Raw genomic sequence first — 23,194 nt, 5'->3', positions numbered from 1 at the left:
GAAACAGGCGCATTTCTACATAAACGAACATGAAGCCTGTACGTCGGAACTAGATACAATAATAAGGATTAACTACCGTGAACTACTCCATTTCAGCAGATGCTCTAAAAGGTAAAGTCATTCTTGTCACTGGCGCAGGCAATGGTATCGGTCGCCAAGCCGCCCTTTCTTACGCTCAGCACGGTGCGACTGTGATTCTACTGGGTCGAAACGTTCAAAACCTTGAATCCATTTACGATGAAATCGAGTCTGCGGGCTACCCTCAACCAGCGATCATCCCACTCGATCTAAAAGGTGCAACAAAGCAACACTACATCGACATGGCAGAAACCATCGAAGGTCAATTTGGTCGTTTGGATGGTCTATTGCACAACGCCGGTGTTCTCAGCACGCTGTGTCCGTTTGAGCAAGTCAATGAAGAAGACTTCGACGACATCATGCAGATCAACGTGAAAGCGGAAGTACTGATGACTCAGGCGCTACTACCGATCATGCGTAAATCAGAAGCGGGTCGTATTGTCTTTACCTCTTCAACCGTTGGTCACTCTGGTCGTGCTTTCTGGGGTCCATACGCTATTTCTAAGTTTGCTGTAGAAGGTATGATGCAAGTCTTGGCTGATGAGTTGAGTGATACACCAATACGTGTGAATGCAATTAACCCTGGTGCAACTCGTACTCGTATGCGTGAAAAAGCCTACCCAGGTGAAGATGCAAACACGTTAAAAACACCGCTGGACATCATGCCGCTTTACCTTCACTTGATGGACCCAGCAGTCACTGATGTAAACGGTCAGTGCATCGACGCTCAACCAAAGCGTAAATAACCCACTTAGGTTACCTCACATAATTGATTGAAAAGGCAGCAAATGCTGCCTTTTTTCGTATTTCTGCCTATAAAAATCTTGCGACTTTCCATCACAGAAATATACTGTATGTATATACAGGTATTTTATTTATGCAAGACATCATCCAACACTTAAAAAGCCAGCATCTTGTTTGGCAAGCAAATCTAACCAAAGCTGACGATCATCAGTTCTTTAATAGTTCTGGTTTTCCGGAGCTAGATGCTCTGCTTGGTGGCGGCTTTCCTCCTCACGGTGTGGTGGAAATGGAATCCATAGGCAGCATTGGCGAGCTGCGTTTGCTTGCGCCTTACTTAAAAGCATCCCTTTCGAGAGGAGTCACGGCATTCATTCAGCCACCAGCATTGATGAATTCATTGTTCCTACACGGCATTGGGCTAGACATCAACCAGGTGTGGGTGGTCACGCCTGAACATCAGCGCGATGCATTATGGGCAGCGGAGCAGTGCCTCAAGAGCGGTGTTTGTACCAACGTTTTGCTGTGGCAAGATGAGCTAGAGATCCACCAAGTAAAACGTCTGCAAGTGGCGAGCGAGCAAGGATCTTGCCCTCTGTTTATGCTCAAACCTAATATGACAAACCGCTTGTCTTTACCTGTTTCGTTGAGTCTGAAATTGCAAGGTCATGGACAAGGCGTTAGCGTGGAAGTTCTCAAACGAAAAGGCGGTTGGAGCAAAGGTAGTGTCGACATCAATTTCCAACACCACTACCCACAATTGGTGATGCCAACCACGACTCACATTCCATCAACTGTGGTCAATTTCCCATTGGCGAATCAAGGTTAGTGGTATGGCTTTGTGGATTTATTTGCACTTCCCTCGCCTGCAGCTAGACGCACTCTTTGGCGATAACCAAGAGCAACCCGTGGTGATTGTAGAAAGCCAACGTTGTCGGATCATTCAATACAACGAGATTGCCGAGCAACAAGGCATTAAACCAAATATGGGCTTGGGTAGCGCGGCTTCTTTGTGCCGAGATTTGCAAGTGCATCCTTATCATCCGCAAACCGAATTGAGCAAGTTACAAGAAATTGCGCAATGGCTGTATTTGATCACATCTGACGTCGTATTGATGCCAAACCAAGGTATTTTACTGCGCGCAACTCCAATGCTTAATCTGTATGAAGGGCTCCAAAACTATTGGAATAAAGTCAGAGCTCACTTATCGGAGCTGAAACTGAGTTTTCAATTCGGATGTGGCTTTTCGCCTTTTTCTGCCAAATTGATGGCATTAACAGGGACGAACGTCATCAACGAAGACAAATCTGCCATACAACAAGCCTTATCGTCACTACCGTTAACACTGACAGATTTATCAAGCGCTACTGTAGAGAAGTTACAACGTGTAGGCGTCACCACACTGCAAGGCTTACTTGAACTGCCACTACAAGACATTGCACGCCGATTCGATATTGATTTGGTGAACTACGTTGGCCGACTGACTGGACAGTTTAAGCACCCTGTCGACTTTTATCACCCTACCGAATCCTTCCAAGTTTATTTAGAACTGCTGTTTGAGATTGAAAACGTCCAATGGATTGAAAAGCCACTAGCTAAGTTGCTTCGTCAGCTCGAAACCTTTCTCAAGCTGCGTGATAAAGTCGCGTTTGAACTCTGTTTAACCCTCCACCAGCGAGACAAGCAAGCACAGCACCTTCCGCTCACATCCGCACAAGGTGATTACTTGTACCAACGTTGGCAACAGCTCGCGAGTTTGAGTTTGGAATCCGTCACGTTAAACGGCCCTGTTATCGGTCTGACGTTAAAAGTAGAACGCCAAGGTGAGCCTTTAAGTTCTGCACGCGATTTTTTTGCTGGGCAAAAAGGGCAAATGAACGCATTAGAGCTGCTCTCTTTACTGCAAGCTAAATTGGGCAAAAGCGCAATACTCAAACCCAATATTACCTGCGATCCAAGACCAGAGAAAGCCAGCCAATATCGCCCAGCCGATGAGCCAGATGTCTCAATTAACACCGTTCCTGCTCTACTGCGCCCCGCGATGCAATTGCCCGCACCTATCGCGCTACAAGAGCAAATATCTCTAGTACATGGACCTGAGCGTATTGTCTCTGGATGGTGGGATGGTGATGAGATCATGCGTGATTATTACATTGCGCACACCAAGCAAGGTCGCTGGTTATGGGTATTTCGCGATCAGCACAAACATTGGTTTCTCCATGGCTATTTTTGTTAAATCGACAGTTATTTTTATTAGATCGTTATGAGTTACGCAGAACTGTTTTGTCAGTCCAACTTCTCCTTTCTCACTGGCGCTTCTCATGCAGAAGAATTAGTGTTGCAGGCGGCGTTTTATCGCTATCAAGCCATTGCAATCACCGATGAGTGCTCCGTCGCAGGCATTGTGAAAGCCCATACGACCATCGAGCAGCATAAACTCGACATCAAGCAAATTGTCGGCAGCATGTTTTGGCTCAATGATGAGTGCCAAGTGGTACTACTTTGTCCTTGTCGTAAAGCTTATGCAGAGCTGTGCCGGATCATCACTAATGCAAGGCGACGTAGCGAGAAAGGCAGTTATCAATTGTCTGAATGGGACTTGATGTCGATTCGTCACTGTTTAGTACTGTGGCTCCCTACTCATCAAGAAAGCGACCATTATTGGGGGCGTTGGCTCCAACAACACCACGCTCATCGATTATGGGTCGCGATTCAACGTCATTTAGACAGCGACGATAATGCCTACACCACACACTGTGAGTTACTGGCAAGCGAGTTCGAATTACCAATTACCGCTTGTGGTGGCGTCTTAATGCATGCGGTTGAGCGCTTACCATTGCAACATGTCTTAACCGCCGTAAAACATAGTTGTAGCGTCGACAAGCTTGGCTTTGGTCGCTTATCCAATGCCGAGCGAGCACTGCGTCCATTGAACAAACTGTCTCGAATTTACAAATCCGAATGGCTAGCAGAAAGCACTCATATTGCGAGCTTGTGCGCATTCAAGCTTTCAGAGTTGAAATACGAATACCCAACAGAACTGATTCCGGATGGTTACACTCCTACTACTTATCTACGTATGTTGGTCGAGCGTGGTAAAAAGCGACGTTTTCCTGAGGGCGTACCCTCAGACATTCATCAAACCATTGAGAATGAATTAACACTCATCGAAGAGCTGCAATATCACTATTACTTTCTCACCATTCACGACATTGTGATGTTTGCTAAACAACAAGGCATTCTCTATCAAGGGCGAGGTTCCGCAGCGAACTCGGTGGTGTGCTACTGCTTAGAAATCACTGCCGTCGATCCTAGGCAAATCTCGGTCCTGTTCGAACGCTTTATTAGCCGAGAAAGAAAAGAACCGCCAGACATTGATGTCGACTTTGAACACGAGCGCCGTGAAGAAGTCATTCAATATATTTACAAAAAGTACGGGCGCGAGCGTGCCGCTCTGGCAGCCACCGTTATCAGCTATCGCTTTAAAAGTGCCGTGCGTGAAGTAGGCAAAGCGTTGGGGATTGAAGAGACTCAATTGGATTTCTTCATCAAAAACGTTAATCGGCGTGATCGCAGCCAAGGTTGGCAAGCGCAAATCATCGAATTAGGATTGCAGCCAGAGTCGTTAAAAGGTCAGCAGTTTATCCAGTTGGTGAACGAGATCATTGGCTTTCCGCGCCATTTATCTCAACACGTAGGCGGCTTTGTGATTTCTTCTGGTCCTTTGTACGAACTGGTGCCTGTTGAGAATGCTTCGATGGAAGATCGCACCATTATTCAATGGGATAAAGATGATTTGGAAAGTTTAAAACTACTGAAAGTCGACGTCCTCGCGCTCGGCATGTTAAACGCGATCCGTAAATGCTTTCAATTGGTCGAGAAACACCATCAGCGATCACTGTCGATTGCCGAGATCACGCGATTGCAAGACGATCCGTACGTGTATCGTATGATCCAAAAAGCCGATACCGTTGGTGTGTTCCAAATTGAGTCTCGCGCGCAAATGAGCATGCTGCCGCGTTTAAAACCCGCGCGTTACTATGACTTGGTGGTGCAAATTGCCATTGTTCGCCCGGGTCCAATTCAAGGCGATATGGTGCATCCGTTTTTAAAACGACGAAATGGTGAAGAGCCAATCAGCTATCCATCAGAAGAAGTGAAAAGCGTACTAGAGCGCACTATGGGCGTGCCGATTTTCCAAGAACAAGTAATCAAACTGGCGATGGTAGCGGCAGGATTTAGTGGTGGTGAAGCCGATCAATTACGCCGTGCAATGGCGGCATGGAAGAAGAACGGCGATCTTGCCAAGTTCAAACCTAAGCTGATCGACGGAATGCGTGAGCGAGGCTATGACTTGGAATTTGCTGAGCGCATCTTCGACCAAATCTGCGGCTTTGGTGAGTATGGCTTCCCGGAAAGTCACTCGGCCTCTTTTGCTGTGCTAGCTTACTGCTCTGCATGGTTGAAATATTACTACCCTGCTGAGTTCTATACTGCCCTACTCAACAGCCAACCGATGGGCTTTTATAGCCCTTCACAATTGATTCAAGATGCGCGCCGACACGGTGTTGAAGTGCTGCCTGTTTGCATCAATCATTCCTCCTATCAGCACCATTTGGTCAAACGTCCGAATGGTCGCCTTGGTGTGCAACTGGGTTTTCGCTTAGTAAAGGGCTTTAATCAGGAAAGCGCCTTTCGGCTAGTTGAACGACGACCAAGCTCCGGCTATCGCGCTATCCAAGAAGTGAAGCAAATCTTAAGAAACCGCCGCGATATTGAGTTACTCGCTTCTGCTAATGCGTTTCAAATCCTTTCAGGTAATCGCTATAACGCTCGCTGGGCAGCGATGGATTCACTATCAGACTTACCTTTATTCCATCACATGGAAGAGCCAATGGTAAGTTACCAGGCTCAGCCTTCTGAATACGAGAACTTAGTTGAAGATTATGCCAGTACCGGACTATCACTAAGCCGCCATCCGATTACGTTGCTGGAAGAAGCTGGTAAGTTACCGCGTTTTACTCGGATGAAGCAGTTAGTCGAAAAAAAGCATAAATCTTTAGTGACGGTTGTCGGTGTTGTCACAGGCAGACAATCTCCCGGCACCGCTGCTGGCGTGACCTTTTTCACTTTGGAAGACGATACAGGCAACATCAATGTGGTGGTATGGCGAGCAACAGCACGCGCCCAAAAGCAAGCTTATCTCACTTCAAAGGTGTTGATGGTCAAAGGAATTTTAGAGCGTGAAGGCGAAGTCACGCACGTGATCGCAGGTAAGCTCATCGATTGCACGCACAATCTTGCTGAGCTGAAAAGTAAATCACGCGACTTCCATTAAGCAATCATGTTTTAGAGGTAGGAAAAGGCATTGCACCGAAAAAAGTAAAGGGAGGTCAAGCCTCCCTTTTTGATTCTGCTGAATTAATCTTCAGTCATCGTTTCCGTACGCTTAGTCTTGTATTTCCTATACAGTAACAAGGATAAAGTCATGATGACTTTCGATGTTAACCATATCATTAAACGGAAGTACCCTATATTGATAAGTCTAAATAGACTCATAAGTGAAAAGTGACGCGATATACTTTACATATTTCATTCTCAGAAATATGTAAAACAGTTTAGCAATCACCGTTCAATTAATCACCTATTCTTATGGATTAATTTAGGGCTCACTGATTAATTCTACGTATATAAAACTTGACGCATTCTGTCTTGTGCGACTTCAACCAAAAGATCAGGCTGGAACTTAGAAATAAAGCGATCACACCCCACTTTTTGCACCATGGCTTCGTTGAAGCTACCACTTAAAGATGTGTTTAAGGTGATAAACAACTTGGACATTCTAGAATCAGAACGCACTTCATGAGTCAGCCTATACCCGTCCATCTCTGGCATTTCCGCATCCGTAATCATCATCAGCAATTCTTTTTCGATGTCTTTGCCTTCATCACACCAACGTTTAAGAACCGTTAATGCTTCTAAACCGTCGCGACATTCGATGATGTTCAAACCAAGCTGAGATAAGGTGTCTCTTACCTGATTACGCGCGGTTGATGAATCATCAACAATGAGGACATTTTGTCCAATCATCGCTTGAGCCAGTTCTCGATCTAGTATGCCGTCAGAGATGGTCACGTCATAATGAACGATTTCAGCCAGTACTTTTTCTACATCAATAATTTCAACGATTTGAGATGAATCCCCATCTTTCACTTGGGTGATAGCAGTTAGGTAGTTAGAGCGTCCTGATGTAGATGGTGGCGGCTGAATCTCAGTCCATGCAGTATTGATGATGTTGCGAACCGGTCCTACAAGGAAACCTTGAATAGAACGGTTGTACTCGGTGATGATCAAGTTCTCTTCTTCAACTTCACCACGCAATGGAGGGAAACCGATCGAGCAACGTAAATCAATCACAGGCACAGCTTCACCACGCAAAGATGCCACACCACGAATGTTATAGTGAGAACCTGGCAGCTTAGTAAGCGGAGGCAGTTTGATCACCTCTTTCACTTTAAAAACGTTAATCGCAAATAACTGGCGACTATTTAGCGTGAACAGCAAAAGCTCTAGTCGGTTTTCACCTACTAGATTTGTACGCTGATCAACCGTATTTAACACTCCGGACATACCACTACCTAACTTTGAACGACTACCTTTCACTCTTTATAGAAAACTGTGTTGGAACAACAAAGTAATACTTTTTTATGAGTGTTCTACAATACTTACGAAAATTACATTAATGCTATTGATATAGCAATGAAGCAGCGCTCAGATTCGAGTTTTCTCTGCTCATATGATCAAAAAAGGGCGAACCTTCCTGTTCACCCTCAGTAAATGCCCTATTCTGATGTCAGAAAAATTAACCTTCAATCACCTTCATCAACAACTGACCGTCGTACAGTGCTTGCTTAATCAAAGCCGCTCCCGGCATGGTCGCTTGTTTATAGAAACGAGACTCCACCAGTTCAAGGTCTTGGTGGTAAACCGGCAAACTTTGTTCTTCAATACAACGACGAACAGCAGGATAAAGCACCTCTTTCGCTTGGTTGATCACCCCACCAATTAAGATCTTTTCTGGGTTAAATAGGTTAATAACAATCGCAATGGCAGAGCCTAAGTAACGACCAAGCTTCTCGATAACATCAACAGCCAGAGGGTCGCCATTTGCAGCCGCCTCACAGATACTTTCAATGCTCATTTCTTCTTGTTCAGCAAGAACTGAAGCTTCACCTTGAGCAATACGAGTCACAACCTCTTCTCGAATCGCTTGTGAGCTGGCAACGGTTTCAAGGCAACCAATATTGCCGCAATGGCAACGCTTGCCATTCGGATCGATTTGGATATGACCGAGTTCACCGATGTTACCGTGTCGACCTTGTAGCACTCGACCATCCAAGATAATACCTGCGCCTAAGCCGTGGTGAATAGAGATAAGAACCGAGTTGTCGTTGTCTTGTGAATGACCAAACAGTTTCTCTGCTAGTGCCCATGCACGCGTATCGTTGGCAATAAAAACCGGTAAGCCTGTTGCTTTGTATATTTCAGGACCTAACGCTAGGTTCTCAACATTGTAATGCGGCATTTGCAACACGATACCCTGCTCTGAGTTCACTAGACCGGGCAGAGTAATCGCAATACTGGTAACACGATCAAGTTGATCGGCGTAGGTTTGGAAGAATTCATCAATTTCGTAGAGTAAACGTTCCAGCACATCATCTTGGTCACGTTCGTGGATATCGATTTTGGTATCGATAAGAACGTCACCGCCAAGCTCGTGCAGTGCAATCGTCAAGTAGCCTCGACCTAAACGCATCGACAAGAATTGCCAACCTTCATTATTGACCTGTAACCCCACCGCAGGACGACCGCGACTGGTTGCTTCCTGTACCGTTGTTTCATGGATCAGGTGGGCTTCAATCAATTCTCGAGTGATCTTAGTGATACTCGCAGGCGCAAGCTCACTTTGCTTGGATAAATCGATTCGAGATATTGGACCCTTTAGGTCAATTAGTTTGTATACACGACCAGCATTGACCTGTTTGATATGATCAATATGGCCCGGTTGAGCCATGTACATCTTGCACTCCGAAATTCTATAACGGGATAATTTTTTTACTTTGCGAAGTAATTGTGAAGTGAATTGATAAATCCCCGTGACAAGCATCACGTATAAACATGTTTGTTTGTGTATTCAATCAAATAACTAGAAATCGACTCCTGTTAAATTGTTTGAAAAATGACTTATTTTATTCATCAAATTAGGTCACAACACCTGTGTGTTGATGTTTTTTCAGCACTTTGACCTAAATGCCAACAATCCGCGCATACTGTGCATATACTTAGCGAGAATAGAATTCGAGTTATCTAGTCCTACACCTGCATTCTTCGGAGAATCTATGACTTCCATATTAAGAAGAACCAAAATTGTTACAACGCTTGGCCCTTCAACAGATAAAGACAATGTCCTTGAAGAGATCATCAAAGCTGGAGCAAATGTCGTCCGTATGAACTTCTCTCACGGTACCAGTGACGATCATATTCAACGCGCGCAAAAAGTCCGGGCTATTGCGGCAAAACTAGGACGTCAAGTTGCCATTCTTGGTGATTTACAAGGTCCAAAAATCCGCGTATCCACCTTCAAAGATGGCAAAATTCATCTTGATGTCGGTGACAAATTCACACTAGACAGCGATTTACCAAAAGGTGAGGGAAACCAAGAGTCCGTTGGTTTGGATTACAAAGAGCTACCGCAAGACGTTTCACCTAACGATATCCTGCTCCTTGATGATGGACGTGTTCAACTGCAAGTCACCAGTGTCGAAGGGAATAAAGTTCATACACGCGTCACCGTTGGTGGCCCCTTGTCTAATAACAAAGGTATCAACAAGAAAGGTGGCGGTTTATCTGCCGATGCATTAACAGAGAAAGACAAAGCGGACATTCTCACTGCCGCAAAAATCAAAGTCGATTACCTTGCGATTTCTTTCCCTCGTAATGGCGAAGATATGCACTATGCTCGCCGTTTGGCAAGAGATGCAGGTCTAGAAGCAAAACTCGTTGCCAAAGTTGAACGAGCAGAAACGGTAGCCACCAGCGAGTCGATTGATGACATTATTCTTGCGTCCGATGTAGTGATGGTTGCTCGCGGCGACTTGGGTGTAGAAATTGGTGATCCAGAGCTTGTTGGCGTGCAGAAAAAACTCATCCGTCGTGCTCGCAGCTTAAACCGCATCGTGATTACTGCGACTCAAATGATGGAGTCTATGATTGCGGCACCGATGCCAACCCGAGCAGAGGTCATGGACGTTGCCAATGCCGTGCTAGATGGTACAGATGCAGTAATGCTTTCTGGAGAAACGGCGGCGGGCCAATTCCCAGTAGAAACTGTCAAGTCCATGGCAGAAGTATGTATGGGCGCAGAGAAGATGGCTGAAGCAAGCTTGTCGACGTATCGCTTGGATCGCACCTTTGCAACCGCAGAAGAAACCATCGCAATGTCCACTATGTACGCAGCTAACCACATGGAAGGCGTAAAAGCGATGATTGCCTTGACCGAATCTGGTCGCACTGCGCTCATGATGTCTCGTTTGAGTTCAGGTCTGCCTATTTTCGCGTTATCACGCAACGAATCGACACTGAATCGTGCTGCGCTTTATCGTGGGGTAACTCCGGTGTACTTTGACTCAAAAGGCGGCGCAGGTCTAACTACCACGCACGATGCAATTGTGACGTTAAAAGAACAAGGCTTATTGGATGAAGGGGATTTGGTGATCATCACTCAAGGTGATGTTATGGACGTGGTTGGTTCAACCAACTGCATGCGAATCCTGTCAGCATAAGTTCAACACTTGATAAGCAAGGGCACCGAAATGGTGCCCTTTTTATTATCTAGGCTGTCTCTCGACCTTCCATATTTAATTTGTCGTAAAGCTGAATCAGGTTAAAACCGGTTTGCAAACCAAGCTGATAATCATGCTCAAGAGCTTCAGGGTCACTTAAAAGAGATGAGGATTGCAACTCCTCTTTCGGCGCCAATTGCAAAATAAAAGTATCGTCAGGCGGTGCGCTAAGGAAAGCTTGCGTCAACTCGAAGGTTTGATAGTGGATCATCAACATGTCTGCTAATCCAGAATCAAAATTCTCACCAATCAAATGGCTCAAACGATAGAGGTTATCGGCTCCAAATAGCCAACGCCCCCCATTTAATAACTTTCTACCAGACAATTTAGATTGATGTGCTGCGTTAATTTTTTGCTGCAAGAAATTGCTCCAATCTTCCTTCCATTGATGGACCTTATCTTGCCAAGATTCTTGAACCGAGTTTATGGACTCTCGGTACCATTTGATCCCTTCTTCACCAAGCTCACTTTGCGCTTTGGCTTCCGATTCAGAGAAAGGCTCAGTGCGGATCACTATGATATTTCGTGCATTTTTACGCCACGCTTCTTGAACAGGAATCGATGCAGAAACGCCGCCATCAACAAAATGCTGCCCGTTTACATTTACAGCACCTTGATACAGTTTTGGAATAGCACATGTAGCCACCATCGTATTGAGCCAATCACCACCGAGTATTGGTAAGTAGTGGTCTGAGAGCGTATCGACGTTAGTGACCGCAGCAAACGCTCCTCTTTGACCTAGCGCAGAGCGACCAAGATCCAGATCGAGTTTATAAGGGTAATCTTGAATACGTTCGAGCGCCCACTCCAAACCTAAGTACTGTTTTTTACGAATGTAGCGGATCAGATGGAAGAATTCGGGAGCCGTGGTCAGATCGGTTATAAAAGCTTTACCCATACCATGTTGACGACAAAGGAAAGCACAGAGGTTAAGCGCTCCGGCAGACGTGCCATAGAATTCGTCGAATGGGTCGAAATTAGAGAGAAGAAATGCGTCTAGCACACCAGCGGTAAAAATCCCTCTCTGCCCTCCTCCTTGTGCGACAAGGGCAGTTTTGCCATTTCTAAACTGCTCATACACTTGAATGTCGAGCTCAGCATGGTTATCAGTGATAATACCGCTGTTGCGTATCATAGGCGTAATGCCGTTAGTTTAAGCCGTCGTAATCGCAATGATGCCAAAAGAGAGTAAAACTGCGAATACCGTAACGACGATGAGTAGGGCTGATTTTAGATCGTGTTCCATAGACACCTCCTTCTGTTGTAACAAATTAATAACACCAGTGTGAATTATGTTCAAGAATTGCCTAATTTAGTCGCACGATTTTGACTAAGGCATCACAATTAGCTTAGTCATAATAAGGAGATAGCAAATGAACAATAAAATTGGCTGGCTAGTTGGGAGTGTATTATTGGGCTGTTCTATGGCAGCTCAAGCAAACGTTATCGTCACTCCCTACATTGGCTTCACGGGAGGAGGCAAAGTAGAAGATGAAAACAATCGCACCTACGATCTTGACCCTTCAATTAACTACGCTTTATCGGTAGAGACCCCTTTTGAAATGGGTCGCTTAGGTTTGTTCTATTCGAATCAGTCTTCTGAACTACAAGATGTGAACAACTCAGCAGACATCCATTATCTGCAGTTTCAAAGCAGCATCTACTATCCAGTGGCGACAGGTTGGCAAAGTTATGTTGGGCTTGGATTGGGTGCTTCATATGCTGATGCTGATTGGGTGGATGACAAATACGGTTTCTCAGCTAGTGCTTTCGCAGGACTTGAGTACACATTTTCTAAAAACTTTGCATTGACCGCTCAAGTTCGTTGGTTAGGTACCGTTGTTGACAATGACACCTCAGGAGCATGCGTGCTTCCTACTGATGGTTCTTCTTGTGTAATCAAGTTTGAAACCGACTGGATGAACCAATTTCAATCCAATATTGGCTTTAGCTTCCGCTTCTAACGGCTTTCACTTCTAAAGAATCGTTTTGACGCCAAATCGTCTATAGGGTGTATCGAACGCAGAGATACGCCCTAATAATCAAAAAGAGTTTATTTGACCAAGATCACATCAATAAGACAGTCATATACTCTGAAAATAACCCCACCTCACTGATCAGATAACCTAGCAAATCACGATTTAACAATATTTAAACCAGATAAAATCCCGCCGTTAACATTTAGAATCTATTGCGATAAATAATGTAAAAAGTTAGTCTGAAGACAGAAAGCAGAAGAATATTTCAGCTTTTGCAAACACACATCAAAATTTAAAGCATTTAATTCTAATTCTTCATTGGCAAAACAAAGTAAAAAACCAGAAAGTAACAATAATACCGAATTTAGGATAGAAAACTGACGGATAACAGTTGCCCTTTATTCTGCTGGGATTTACACCTGCCAAGAAGAGCTTCATTCCTTAGGGAGTTGTACAGGAGTCAAATATGAAGCGAGAACAATGGGGATCCCGTGCGGGATTCATCTTAGCTGCAGTCGGTTCAGCCATCGGTCTGGGTAACATCTGGCGTTTCCCTTATATGGCTTATGAGAACGGTGGTGGTGCCTTTTTTATTCCTTACCTTTTCGCCATGATTACTGCTGGTATTCCATTTATGATCCTGGAATTCAGTATGGGTCAAAAATACCGTGGTTCTGCTCCGAAAACATTAGCTAAAATCCACGCCAAGTTTGAGTGGCTTGGCTGGTTCCAAGTGGGTGTAGCTGCGGTTATCGCCGTTTACTACGTCGCTGTTATTGGCTGGGCAATTTCTTACTTTGGTATGTCGTTTACCCAAAGTTGGGGTTCTGACACCAATGCTTTCTTCTTTAGTGAATACCTAAAACTTGGTGATAACTCACCAACGGATTTGGGCAGCATTCAATGGAAGATCGCAGTATCCATGCTGATTGCTTGGGCAATCACCTACACGGCCATTGTGAGTGGTGTTAAATCAGGTATCGAACGAGCATCAAAAATCATGATGCCAATCTTGTTCATCATGGTCGTGTTCTTGATCGGTCGTATGATTTTCCTTCCTGGGGCACTAGATGGCGTAAACTACATGTTTGAGCCTGATTTCAGTAAGATTTGGGACGTGAAAGTGTGGGCAGCTGCGTACGGGCAGATCTTCTTTACCCTAAGTATCGGCTTTGCCATCATGCTAGCGTATTCCAGTTATCTGCCTGAGAAATCAGACATCACGAATAACGCCTTCATGACTGTCCTTATCAACTGTGGTTTCTCCATCTTAGCCGGTATCATGATCTTCTCAGTGCTTGGTTACATGGCTCAAGAGCAAGGTAAACCACTGACTGAAGTCGTCTCTGCTGGTGTTGGCCTTGCGTTCGTAACGCTACCTGCCGCTATCAATTTGTTACCAGCGCCATATATTCTTGGTCCGCTGTTCTTCTTTGCTCTCGTTGTAGCTGGCTTAAGCTCGCACATCTCAATCATGGAAGCGGTAACATCTGCAGTTATCGATAAACTGAAATGGAGCCGTAAAAAAGCGGCAAACGTGGTGATTGGTATTGGCTTTATTGTCTCAATGGCATTTGCAACAAACGGAGGTCTATTATTACTTGACCTTGTCGACCACTTTGCTAATAACGTCGGCATAATGGTTGGCGGTCTGGTTGAAATCGTCTTAATGGCTTGGCTACTTAAACAAGTGCCAGAAGTTCGTGACTATGTAAATGAGCGTTCAGATTTCTCTATTGGTCAATGGTTTGTGGTCTGCCTACGTTTTGTTACTCCAATCATGCTAGCAATTATCCTAGCAACTAAGCTATATGCCCTTCTAACAGAAGGTTACGGTGGCTACGACCTAACTCTTGGCTGGGCAATGATTGCCGCGCTATTTGTGTTTGGTGTACTGATTAACGTGGTAAGCAAGGAGAAAGCGTAATGACAACAAGTGCAATTATTATGATGGTTATTGGTCTTGGCATCACTTGGGGTGGCGCAGCTGTGTGCATCAAGCGAGCGATGGATAAGCAGCAATAATACCGATCCTTTATCAAGAATAATGCCGGCGTTGATGCCGGCATTTTTGTATCTGCTTTAACTCAAAAGCTGTATTTAACCCCAAGAGCTACACCAATTTGAAGATCGGGTCCTTTATACAGATCGAGCTCTGGATGAATTTGCGCATAGAGATCCCATCCTTTTGAAAGATCCCAATTCACGCCAAGCGGAACACGAAAACCAAATTCATCATCCCACTCGTACCAACCACCAACACCTACATACCAGGTCAGCGGCATATTTTGCTCAAAAGAACCACGTTTCGCGATATAGTCAAATGCCATACCATCATTACCGATGATACCTCGATATTTATCATCGATTTCAACTACGACACTCAATTGCTGATCCACTGCCATACCAACGGAAAAATTCGTCGGTTGGTTTGCTGCCATACTTACACTAGGTAAAAGTGCTGATGCCAGCATTATTTGTTTTTTCATACACGTCATCACTCTAAAAAACGGCGTGCATAATTCAAACATGATTTAGTTTTGGTATGTCAGCAATGAGTAAGGGAGAGGTACGAAAAACGCTACAACTGTAAGGCTGCGTATTGTGTCACGATGTGGGACGTTAAATTAAAGATAAGCCGTTAGTCGTCGTGGTTTCAGCATGAAAAACAGGCACAAAAAAAGGAGACCGAAGCCTCCTCTTTTCTATGAATGACTGAGATTAGCCGTGGTTACGAATCCACTCATCCATTTCAGTTTTTAGGTTATCAGACTTAGTACCGAAGATAGCCTGAACACCACCTGCTACAACTACAACACCAGCAGCGCCTAGTTGTTTTAGCTTGTCTTGGTCAACAGCAGCTGTATCAGCTACCGCTACACGTAGACGAGTGATACATGCGTCTAGACCAGTGATGTTTGCTTTGCCGCCGAATGCTGCAACAAGCTCACCTGCCATGTCAGAACCAGAAGTTGCAACAGCTTCTTCAGATTCATCTTCACGACCTGGAGTTTTAAGGTCAAGAGCAGTGATTACTGTGCGGAATACTACGTAGTAGATTACAGCGTAAACTAGACCAACAGCTACCATCAGACCCATCTTCTGAGCGTGACCAGATAGAACTAGGAAATCGATCAGACCGTGTGAGAATGAAGTACCGTGTACGAAGCCTAGAGTGTTAGCAACAACGTATGCAGAACCAGCTAGTAGAGCGTGGATACCGTATAGTACAGGAGCAACGAATAGGAATGAGAATTCGATTGGCTCAGTAATACCAGTTAGGAATGAAGTCAGTGCAGCTGACGCCATGATACCCATTACTTTCGCGCGGTTTTCTGGTTTAGCACAGTGAGCAATAGCGATTGCTGCAGCTGGTAGACCAAACATCTTGAACATGTAACCACCCGCTAGCTGACCGAAGCCATTACCAGCAGCACGAGATGCATCATCTGCAACTAGGTAACAAGTTAGTACGCCGTTTTGAGTTTCACCAGCAGCGTTCACACAAGTACCTGCTTCGAAGAAGAATGGTACGTTCCATACGTGGTGTAGACCGAATGGGATTAGAGAACGCTCAACTACGCCGTAGATACCGAACGCAAGCTGTGGGTTTTGGTGTGCAGCCCAGTCAGAGAATGCAGAGATTGCACCGCCGATTGGTGGCCATACGATAGATAGTACAACACCTAGGATGATCGCAGCGAAACCAGTGATGATTGGCACAGCACGCTTACCAGCGAAGAAGCCAAGGTACTCTGGAAGTTGGATTTTGAAGAAACGGTTAAATGCCCAAGCAGCAACACCACCGACAAGGATACCACCTAGTACACCTGTGTCGATTTTCTCAACGCCCATGATGCCAGCCATAACGCCTAGCGTTGCTGTCATGATGCCGTAACCAACGATAGCAGCTAGACCAGCTACACCGTCGTTGTTTGTGAAGCCTAGTGCTACACCAACAGCAAATAGAAGTGCCATTTGGCCGAATACTGAACCACCAGCTTGTTCCATTAGGTTAGAAACCACTTCTGGAATAAAGCTTAGGTGGGCAGCACCAACACCTAGTAGGATACCTGCGACTGGTAATACTGATACTGGTAGCATCAGAGCTTTACCAACTTTTTGCAGGTTTGCAAAAAGGTTCTTAAACATGTTTATGCTCCTGATAAATTATAAGTATTATTTGGGCACTAACGGCACACCCCCGTAGCCTAAATGTTAGCACCCAATGAAAATGTAACCACACGTTGCATTATATTTTCCGGCTCTAAATATATATTGATGGCCCTCAAACTTTCCACACAGTTACGAAATTTAGTTTCAAAACAAGCCGCAGATCACACCTAAAAACCGTCGATGAAAAGGTTTGCATTAAACTTATATCATTGTTTTATAAAGATTTTATTATCTACATAATTAATTTTAAGGCGTAAATAAAATAAAGGTCGATGTTATTTTTAGTAACAAAATTACATTTGAGGGATTTGGATGCGGTTAAATCAACAAATTTAGTAAACATTAAACTAAATGATCTTTTTGGTGCATTTATCAACAAAAAAGGGGCAAAAGCCCCTTTTTTAATCTGCCTATTGATTTTTCATCGCAAAAAAAGATTTCGGAAATTTTCGCTGGTTTTTTGCCCAACTTCAGACAAGGCACACTCTTTCAGCTGTGCAATATAGGCAGCAACTTCGACAACATAGGCTGGTTGGTTCTCTTTTCCACGATGTGGAACAGGGGCAAGATACGGAGAATCCGTCTCAATAAGCAACTTTTCAAGAGGTAGGGCTTTCACAACATCCTTCAATTCCGTCGCTTGGCGGAAAGTCACAATACCTGAAATTGAGATGTAAAACCCTAAATCGAGTGCAGCTTCTGCAAAAGGCAGATCTTCAGTAAAACAGTGTATGACGCCACCACATTTTTCGGCTCCGCCATTGCGTAGAATTTCTAATGTATCTTCACGTGCATTACGAGTATGAATAATCAGTGGTTTGTTTAATTCTACCGCTAGGTCAACTTGCTGCTCAAAACGCTCTTTCTGCAGTGCGGCGGTCTCTGGTTTGTAATGGTAATCCAGCCCCGTTTCACCGATCGCCACAACTTTTTCATGGGACGCGTACTCTCGTAAGATATCCATCGAAAAGGCACTTTCAACATCAAGAGGATGAACACCACAAGACGCGTGAACGTTATTGTAAGGTGTGATCATTTCGAGCATTTTAGGGAAAGAGTCCAAAGTCACACCAACGGACAATAACTCAGTAACATTAGCTTGCTTAGCTTTGTTGATAACGTCTTCAACATTAATATGAAGGTCATCGTAATTCAATTTGTCTAGATGACAGTGCGAATCTACGAACATAATGCCTCTCGTGATTCAATTAACCAATTCATAGATAGTAGCTCAAGGTTTAAGCCTGGAAAGGTTTGTCGTTGAGCTTTCAATTCAAGCAGCTTTTGGGCCGCTTGATACAGACCGTTATATCTACCGGGCTGAAACTGAGCGGCGCCAGGAAGCAGATCCACTTCCGTAACACCAAATTGCGCTTTCTGGGCATCGGTCAACAAATACCACGCCCAGTCTAACGCTTTGTCTGGATTCTTAGCCATTAACGTCGCGCACCGAAACACATCTGACAAAGGCGAAGACAAAGTCTCAATCAAGCAGCGCTCAAACGCTTGATACTCATCCAGCTCACCACTTTTTGCTGCTTCCAGCGTATTTATTGGTGAACCCATATTCAACTTAAGCGCATAAGGGGGCACTTGAGAAGCCCCTTGCTCACTCATCCAGCTCATAGCTTGCTCTGTTGAAGGCGTAGCCACGACCCATTGCTGACAGCGACTTTGAATCGTTGGCAGTAATCGCTCATGGTTCTGTGTAACAAGCAAGAACAAACACTTCTGCCCTGGTTCTTCTAGTGTTTTCAACAACGCATTGGACGCAGACTCGTTCATTGCTTCCGCAGGTTCGATAATGAACACGCGATATCCATTTAGCTGTGATGATTCATGAGCAAGACGATTACAAGCGCGGATCTGATCAACCGTAATTGATTTGCCTTCTTTTTCCGGCTTAACCCAATGTAAGTCTGGATGACTATTAGATTGAGTTAGCTGACAACTGTGGCAAAAACCACACGCCTCACTGGTGTAGTTTTGGCACAAAAGAGAGTGGCTGAAGAGTTCAACCAGTTTTTCAACGGCCAACCCTTTCTCACTTTGTAGTAACAACGCTCCGGGAACTCGCTCTGAATCCAAACTGATTTTGAGGTTATCCCAAACGGGTTGTAACCATGGAAAGTCATTTAACATGAATCACCTCAATCTACCCTCAGCTTACTGAGCTGCAAGCCATACATTTAGTGCAGCTCTGATATCGTGTGCCACTTCGTCAATCGCCTGCTCTGCATTGATAACTACGATAGAGTCATCTGCATTAGCCAACTCTAGGTAACGCTCACGAGTGCGTTCAAAGAAGCTGATGTCCATTTTCTCAATTCGATCTAGCTCACCGCGACCACGAGCACGCTCAAGACCAACACGAGGATCGATATCCATGTACAACGTAAAAGCAGGTTTGAACTCACCAAGCGTAGTGTCGCGTAAGTTTTTCATCAGCGACGCATCGATTTGACGACCACCACCTTGGTAAGCTTGAGAAGACAAGTCATGGCGGTCACCCACCACCCATTGATTGTTTGCAAGTGCTGGCTTGATTACGTTTTCCACAAGCTGGACACGAGCTGCGTAGAGTAAAAGCAGCTCCGTCATATCTTTCAAATCTTCGCCTTCGTGCTCTTCTTTAACCAATGCACGCATCTTTTCAGCGAGAGGGGTTCCGCCGGGCTCACGAGTATTAACGATATTTTCAATACCTGCAGCTTTCAGCGTATCCAAAACCGTTTTGATTGCAGTACTTTTACCCGCGCCTTCTAGGCCCTCAACGACAATAAAGTTTGCTTTCATCATTTGTTCTTTCTTAGTTCTCTTAAATAGGCACGTACAGCACGGTTGTGCTCAGCAAGGGATTTCGAAAATACATGTCCGCCCTTCCCACTTGCTACGAAATATAGATAGTTACTGTTTTCAGGGTTTAACGCGGCTTCAATCGAAGCTTCACCCGCCATGGCAATCGGCGTTGGTGGCAAACCATTGATTGTGTATGTGTTGTATGGTGTAGGAGTGCGCAAATCTTTCTTACGGATATTACCATCATAGGCATTTCCCATACCGTAGATAACTGTAGGGTCTGTTTGTAGACGCATACGTTTGTTAAGACGATTTACAAATACAGATGCGACACGCTCACGCTCCGAGTCTATCGCCGTCTCTTTTTCAATGATAGAAGCAAGAATCAGCGCTTCGTATTTGTCTTTTAGTGGCAGTTTCTCTTGGCGCTCTTCCCACTGAGCATCCAAAATCTTGTTCAGCTTACTATGAGCACGCTCTAAGATCTGACTCTCACTTGTACCAGCTGTGTAGTGATAGGTTTCGGCAAGGAATAAGCCTTCAAGCTTTTCGCGCTCTATCCCCAGCTTTTCAGCCATCTGCTTTTCCGATAATCCGGTCAAATCATGTTTAACATAAGGCGCTGCACTTAACTGCTCAACCCACTCAGAAAAGCGACTGCCTTCCACAAAGGTAATCGCAAACTGATGTTCTTTACCTGTGTTTAGTTGTTCCAACGTGTCATATAGAGAGGTGTTAGGTTCTAGTTGGTAAGTGCCTGCTCGCACCTGAAGAAGCTCCGGATAGAGATGAGGCATTAAACGAGTGTAGTCTGAAGCTTCGATGATGTTACCTTTCGCCAAGTCACGCATTACTCGGTGAAAGCTGGTGCCATTTTCAACGGTAAACAGCTGAGGCTGCTCAATAAGAATTGGCGAGTTAACGTATTGCTTAGTCTGTGAAACAACGTAAAAAACACTTGCTGCACCAATAACGGCAATCAGTACAACAAAAGCAAACAGTTTTTTAATCACGTATTTAGATTCCCTTGAAGTCGTCGAGTCAATTTCCCAATTGGAAAGTCAATCTTGTTCTCTGGTGCTGAAATACCGGAAACCGGTGCTACACCCAATAATGAATTACACATCCACACCTCATCTGCATCGAGCAAATCTGTCAGTGTGAAATCGGCTACCTGCACTGAGTAACCTTCGCTTTGGAGATATTCCAAAACCTTACGGCGCATCACGCCAGCCACACCGGATAAACACAAACCGGGTGTGAACACCTTTTCATCTTTAACCCAAAAAAGGTTTGCCATTGTAGTTTCAATGACATGATTTTGCACATTTAACGTCACAGCATCAGCAAATTCAGTACCATCAATTTCTGCCTTTGCGAGCACCTGCTCTATACGGTTATTGTGCTTATGTCCGGCAAGTAATGGCTGGATTCCAAGTCGGGTTTCACAAACACCTAATTGCACGCCACGCTCTTGCCAAGCAAGGTAGTGAGCAGGGAATGTAAAATTCGAGATAGTGACAACCGGACCTTCGACACCGCTAGGACTATACCCTCGACCACCACAACCGCGGCTAATATGAATTTTGATTCCGGCAGATTCATCTTTTAAAGTTGCCGACATCGCCCAATCCAAGACCGTACGCCAATCAGGAAAAGGGATTTGTAATGTCGTTAAGCATGCTTCCATACGTTCAACATGCGCTTGCCAATGCTCCAACTGCCCTTTCTTGGTTTTGATGGTAGAGAAACAGCCATCACCATATTGGAAAGAGCGGTCACCGAGTGGAACATGTGTTTGTGGCAGTCCATTTACCCAGAACATTCAGATACCCTTGCTTTCTGATCGACAAATAAAACAAAACGGCTCAATGCTAAGCATCGAGCCGTTAGAATACAAGTATCGCTACTCTAAAACTGTGTTAGAGACTTTTACTCAGCGATTTTTTTGAATACAAGCGAACCGTTAGTACCGCCGAAGCCGAACGAGTTACAGATTGCGTATTCCATATCAACTTTGCGCGCAGTATGCGGCACAAGGTCGATATCTAAACCTTCTTCTGGATCATCTAGGTTAATCGTTGGTGGAACAATTTGATCTACCAATGAAAGAACCGTGATGATTGCTTCTACTGAGCCTGCTGCACCTAAAAGGTGACCAGTCATAGATTTAGTAGAAGAGACAAGAACCTGCTTAGAGCCTTCTTCACCAAGTGCGCGTTTCACACCCTTGATTTCAGCCACATCACCTGCTGGTGTTGATGTACCGTGAGCGTTCACGTAACCAACTTGAGTACCTGTGATGTTTGCGTCACGCATCGCCGCTTCCATTGCCAGTGCGCCACCAGAGCCATCTTCACTTGGAGAAGTCATGTGGTAAGCGTCACCAGACATACCGAAGCCAACAAGCTCTGCGTAGATCTTAGCACCGCGCGCTTTTGCGTGTTCGTACTCTTCAAGAACCATCACGCCCGCACCGTCACCTAGAACGAAGCCGTCACGACCTTTATCCCAAGGACGTGATGCTTTTTGCGGTTCATCGTTACGAGTCGATAGTGCTTTTGCAGCACCGAAGCCTGCCATACCAAGTGGAGTAGATGCTTTTTCTGCACCACCAGCAACCATAGCTTCCGCATCACCGTATGCAATCATACGAGCCGCGTGACCGATGTTGTGAAGACCTGTAGTACATGCAGTAGAGATCGCGATGTTAGGACCACGAAGACCACGCATGATAGATAGGTTACCCGCAACCATGTTTACGATGGTCGAAGGAACAAAAAATGGGCTAACTTTGCGAGGACCTTTCTCAACTAGCGCTGAGTGACCTGCTTCGATTAGGTCTAGACCGCCAATGCCTGAGCCGATTGCTACACCAACTCGAGCCGCGTTTTCTTCGGTAATTTCTAAGCCAGAGTCATCCAATGCTTGGATACCCGCAGCAATGCCGTACTGGATAAACAAATCCATTTTACGAGCATCTTTCTTAGACATGTACTCTGTGCAATCAAAATCTTTTACAAGACCAGCAAAACGAGTCGAGAAGTTCGTTGCATCGAAGTGCTCGATGTTTACGATACCGCTTTGACCTTCTAGCAGGGCTTTCCAAGATGATTCTACTGTGTTGCCTACCGGTGACAACATACCCATGCCAGTGACAACTACACGACGCTTGGACACGATATAATTCTCCGGGAATTGAATGTTTCTATGAGAGGATAGAAGAAGTTAGAAAGAACACAGGCGGTCTAGGAGACCGCCTGGGAGAGATAATTACTGAGCGCTGTTTACGTAGTCGATTGCAGCTTGAACAGTAGTGATTTTCTCTGCTTCTTCATCAGGAATCTCAGTGTCGAATTCCTCTTCTAGAGCCATTACTAGCTCTACAGTGTCTAGAGAATCAGCACCTAGATCGTCAACGAAAGAAGCTTCGTTTTTAACTTCTGCTTCGTCTACACCTAGCTGTTCAACAATGATTTTCTTTACGCGTTCTTCGATGTTGCTCATTTTTCTTTTCC

The 23,194-nt window shown here is 44.9% G+C and carries 21 protein-coding genes; 8 read left to right on the top strand and 13 right to left on the bottom strand.

Annotated elements, in window-relative coordinates; genetic code table 11:
• Window positions 1-77 precede the first annotated feature (77 nt).
• The 4 genes from OH459_RS17425 (at window position 78) to OH459_RS17410 (ending at window position 6,158) form a co-directional block, all read left to right on the top strand.
• Window positions 78-824, top strand: a complete 747-nt coding sequence (locus OH459_RS17425; protein WP_017189398.1) for a YciK family oxidoreductase — start codon at window positions 78-80, stop codon at window positions 822-824.
• A gap of 131 nt (window positions 825-955) precedes the next feature.
• On the top strand, window positions 956-1,648 hold the full coding sequence (imuA, locus tag OH459_RS17420) for a translesion DNA synthesis-associated protein ImuA (RefSeq protein ID WP_049536751.1): 693 nt from the start codon (window positions 956-958) through the stop codon (window positions 1,646-1,648).
• Window positions 1,649-1,652: 4 nt separating this feature from the next.
• Complete coding sequence (locus OH459_RS17415; RefSeq protein ID WP_239923332.1) at window positions 1,653-3,056, top strand: Y-family DNA polymerase; 1,404 nt, start codon at window positions 1,653-1,655, stop codon at window positions 3,054-3,056.
• A 27-nt stretch (window positions 3,057-3,083) separates the two neighbouring features.
• Window positions 3,084-6,158, top strand: coding sequence for an error-prone DNA polymerase (locus tag OH459_RS17410; protein ID WP_239969892.1), 3,075 nt, complete (start codon window positions 3,084-3,086; stop codon window positions 6,156-6,158).
• A 344-nt stretch (window positions 6,159-6,502) separates the two neighbouring features.
• On the opposite strand, the gene OH459_RS17405 is transcribed toward OH459_RS17410, so the two are convergent.
• Both OH459_RS17405 and mlc read right to left on the bottom strand, forming a co-directional pair.
• Window positions 6,503-7,450, bottom strand: coding sequence for a chemotaxis protein CheV (locus tag OH459_RS17405; RefSeq protein WP_005444843.1), 948 nt, complete (start codon window positions 7,448-7,450; stop codon window positions 6,503-6,505).
• A gap of 232 nt (window positions 7,451-7,682) precedes the next feature.
• Window positions 7,683-8,900, bottom strand: a complete 1,218-nt coding sequence (gene mlc / locus OH459_RS17400) for a sugar metabolism global transcriptional regulator Mlc (protein WP_005444840.1) — start codon at window positions 8,898-8,900, stop codon at window positions 7,683-7,685.
• A gap of 319 nt (window positions 8,901-9,219) precedes the next feature.
• Here mlc and pyk point away from each other — a divergent pair, with 319 nt between their 5' ends.
• Window positions 9,220-10,662, top strand: a complete 1,443-nt coding sequence (gene pyk, locus OH459_RS17395) for a pyruvate kinase (RefSeq protein ID WP_269987815.1) — start codon at window positions 9,220-9,222, stop codon at window positions 10,660-10,662.
• Window positions 10,663-10,711: 49 nt separating this feature from the next.
• Here the strand turns inward: pyk and OH459_RS17390 are convergent, their stop codons facing one another.
• Together OH459_RS17390 and cydH are read right to left on the bottom strand one after the other, a co-directional pair.
• Window positions 10,712-11,857, bottom strand: a complete 1,146-nt coding sequence (locus OH459_RS17390; protein ID WP_269987814.1) for a patatin-like phospholipase family protein — start codon at window positions 11,855-11,857, stop codon at window positions 10,712-10,714.
• Between the two features lie 18 nt (window positions 11,858-11,875).
• Entirely contained in the window at window positions 11,876-11,968 is a 93-nt protein-coding gene (cydH, locus tag OH459_RS17385) for a cytochrome bd-I oxidase subunit CydH (protein WP_005444835.1), read from the bottom strand.
• A 127-nt stretch (window positions 11,969-12,095) separates the two neighbouring features.
• Between cydH and OH459_RS17380 the strand changes: the two genes are divergently transcribed.
• The 3 genes from OH459_RS17380 (at window position 12,096) to OH459_RS17370 (ending at window position 14,726) form a co-directional block, all read left to right on the top strand.
• On the top strand, window positions 12,096-12,686 hold the full coding sequence (locus OH459_RS17380; RefSeq protein WP_017817853.1) for an outer membrane protein: 591 nt from the start codon (window positions 12,096-12,098) through the stop codon (window positions 12,684-12,686).
• Between the two features lie 481 nt (window positions 12,687-13,167).
• Window positions 13,168-14,628 carry a sodium-dependent transporter gene (locus tag OH459_RS17375; RefSeq protein WP_009699396.1) on the top strand — a complete coding sequence of 487 codons (1,461 nt, stop codon included), beginning with the start codon at window positions 13,168-13,170 and terminating at the stop codon, window positions 14,626-14,628.
• Window positions 14,628-14,726 (top strand): MetS family NSS transporter small subunit, encoded by a 99-nt coding sequence (locus tag OH459_RS17370; protein WP_005444829.1) that lies wholly within the window; start codon window positions 14,628-14,630, stop codon window positions 14,724-14,726. Before OH459_RS17375 ends, OH459_RS17370 begins: the two co-directional genes overlap by 1 nt.
• 62 nt (window positions 14,727-14,788) lie before the next feature.
• Here OH459_RS17370 and OH459_RS17365 read toward each other — a convergent pair whose 3' ends face one another.
• The 9 genes from OH459_RS17365 to acpP all read right to left on the bottom strand — a co-directional run bounded on the left by OH459_RS17365 (window position 14,789) and on the right by acpP (window position 23,183).
• Window positions 14,789-15,190, bottom strand: coding sequence for a hypothetical protein (locus tag OH459_RS17365; protein ID WP_269987813.1), 402 nt, complete (start codon window positions 15,188-15,190; stop codon window positions 14,789-14,791).
• A 232-nt stretch (window positions 15,191-15,422) separates the two neighbouring features.
• Window positions 15,423-16,853: a PTS glucose transporter subunit IIBC gene (gene ptsG, locus OH459_RS17360; protein WP_005439576.1), complete on the bottom strand. Its 1,431-nt coding sequence runs from the start codon at window positions 16,851-16,853 to the stop codon at window positions 15,423-15,425.
• 445 nt (window positions 16,854-17,298) lie between these two features.
• Window positions 17,299-18,066 carry a TatD family hydrolase gene (locus OH459_RS17355; RefSeq protein WP_009698484.1) on the bottom strand — a complete coding sequence of 256 codons (768 nt, stop codon included), beginning with the start codon at window positions 18,064-18,066 and terminating at the stop codon, window positions 17,299-17,301.
• Window positions 18,057-19,019, bottom strand: a complete 963-nt coding sequence (locus OH459_RS17350) for a DNA polymerase III subunit delta' (protein WP_199451092.1) — start codon at window positions 19,017-19,019, stop codon at window positions 18,057-18,059. The genes OH459_RS17355 and OH459_RS17350 overlap by 10 nt, the downstream gene beginning before the upstream one ends.
• A gap of 24 nt (window positions 19,020-19,043) precedes the next feature.
• A complete protein-coding gene (gene tmk / locus OH459_RS17345) occupies window positions 19,044-19,676 on the bottom strand; it encodes a dTMP kinase (RefSeq protein WP_050924523.1) in 633 nt (210 codons plus the stop codon).
• Window positions 19,673-20,689, bottom strand: coding sequence for an endolytic transglycosylase MltG (mltG, locus tag OH459_RS17340; protein ID WP_269987812.1), 1,017 nt, complete (start codon window positions 20,687-20,689; stop codon window positions 19,673-19,675). Before mltG ends, tmk begins: the two co-directional genes overlap by 4 nt.
• Entirely contained in the window at window positions 20,686-21,501 is an 816-nt protein-coding gene (gene pabC / locus OH459_RS17335; protein WP_005444813.1) for an aminodeoxychorismate lyase, read from the bottom strand. The genes mltG and pabC overlap by 4 nt, the downstream gene beginning before the upstream one ends.
• A 107-nt stretch (window positions 21,502-21,608) precedes the next feature.
• Window positions 21,609-22,856, bottom strand: a complete 1,248-nt coding sequence (gene fabF, locus OH459_RS17330) for a beta-ketoacyl-ACP synthase II (protein WP_005444811.1) — start codon at window positions 22,854-22,856, stop codon at window positions 21,609-21,611.
• Window positions 22,857-22,949: 93 nt separating this feature from the next.
• Complete coding sequence (gene acpP, locus OH459_RS17325; protein ID WP_004406112.1) at window positions 22,950-23,183, bottom strand: acyl carrier protein; 234 nt, start codon at window positions 23,181-23,183, stop codon at window positions 22,950-22,952.
• Between the last annotated feature and the right edge of the window lie 11 nt (window positions 23,184-23,194).

The sequence above is a fragment of the Vibrio sp. MM46 genome, assembly GCF_027587135.1.
GTDB lineage: Bacteria > Pseudomonadota > Gammaproteobacteria > Enterobacterales > Vibrionaceae > Vibrio > Vibrio harveyi.
Note: the sequence above shows the minus strand (reverse complement) of the source record. Positions and strands in the feature narration are given on the sequence as shown.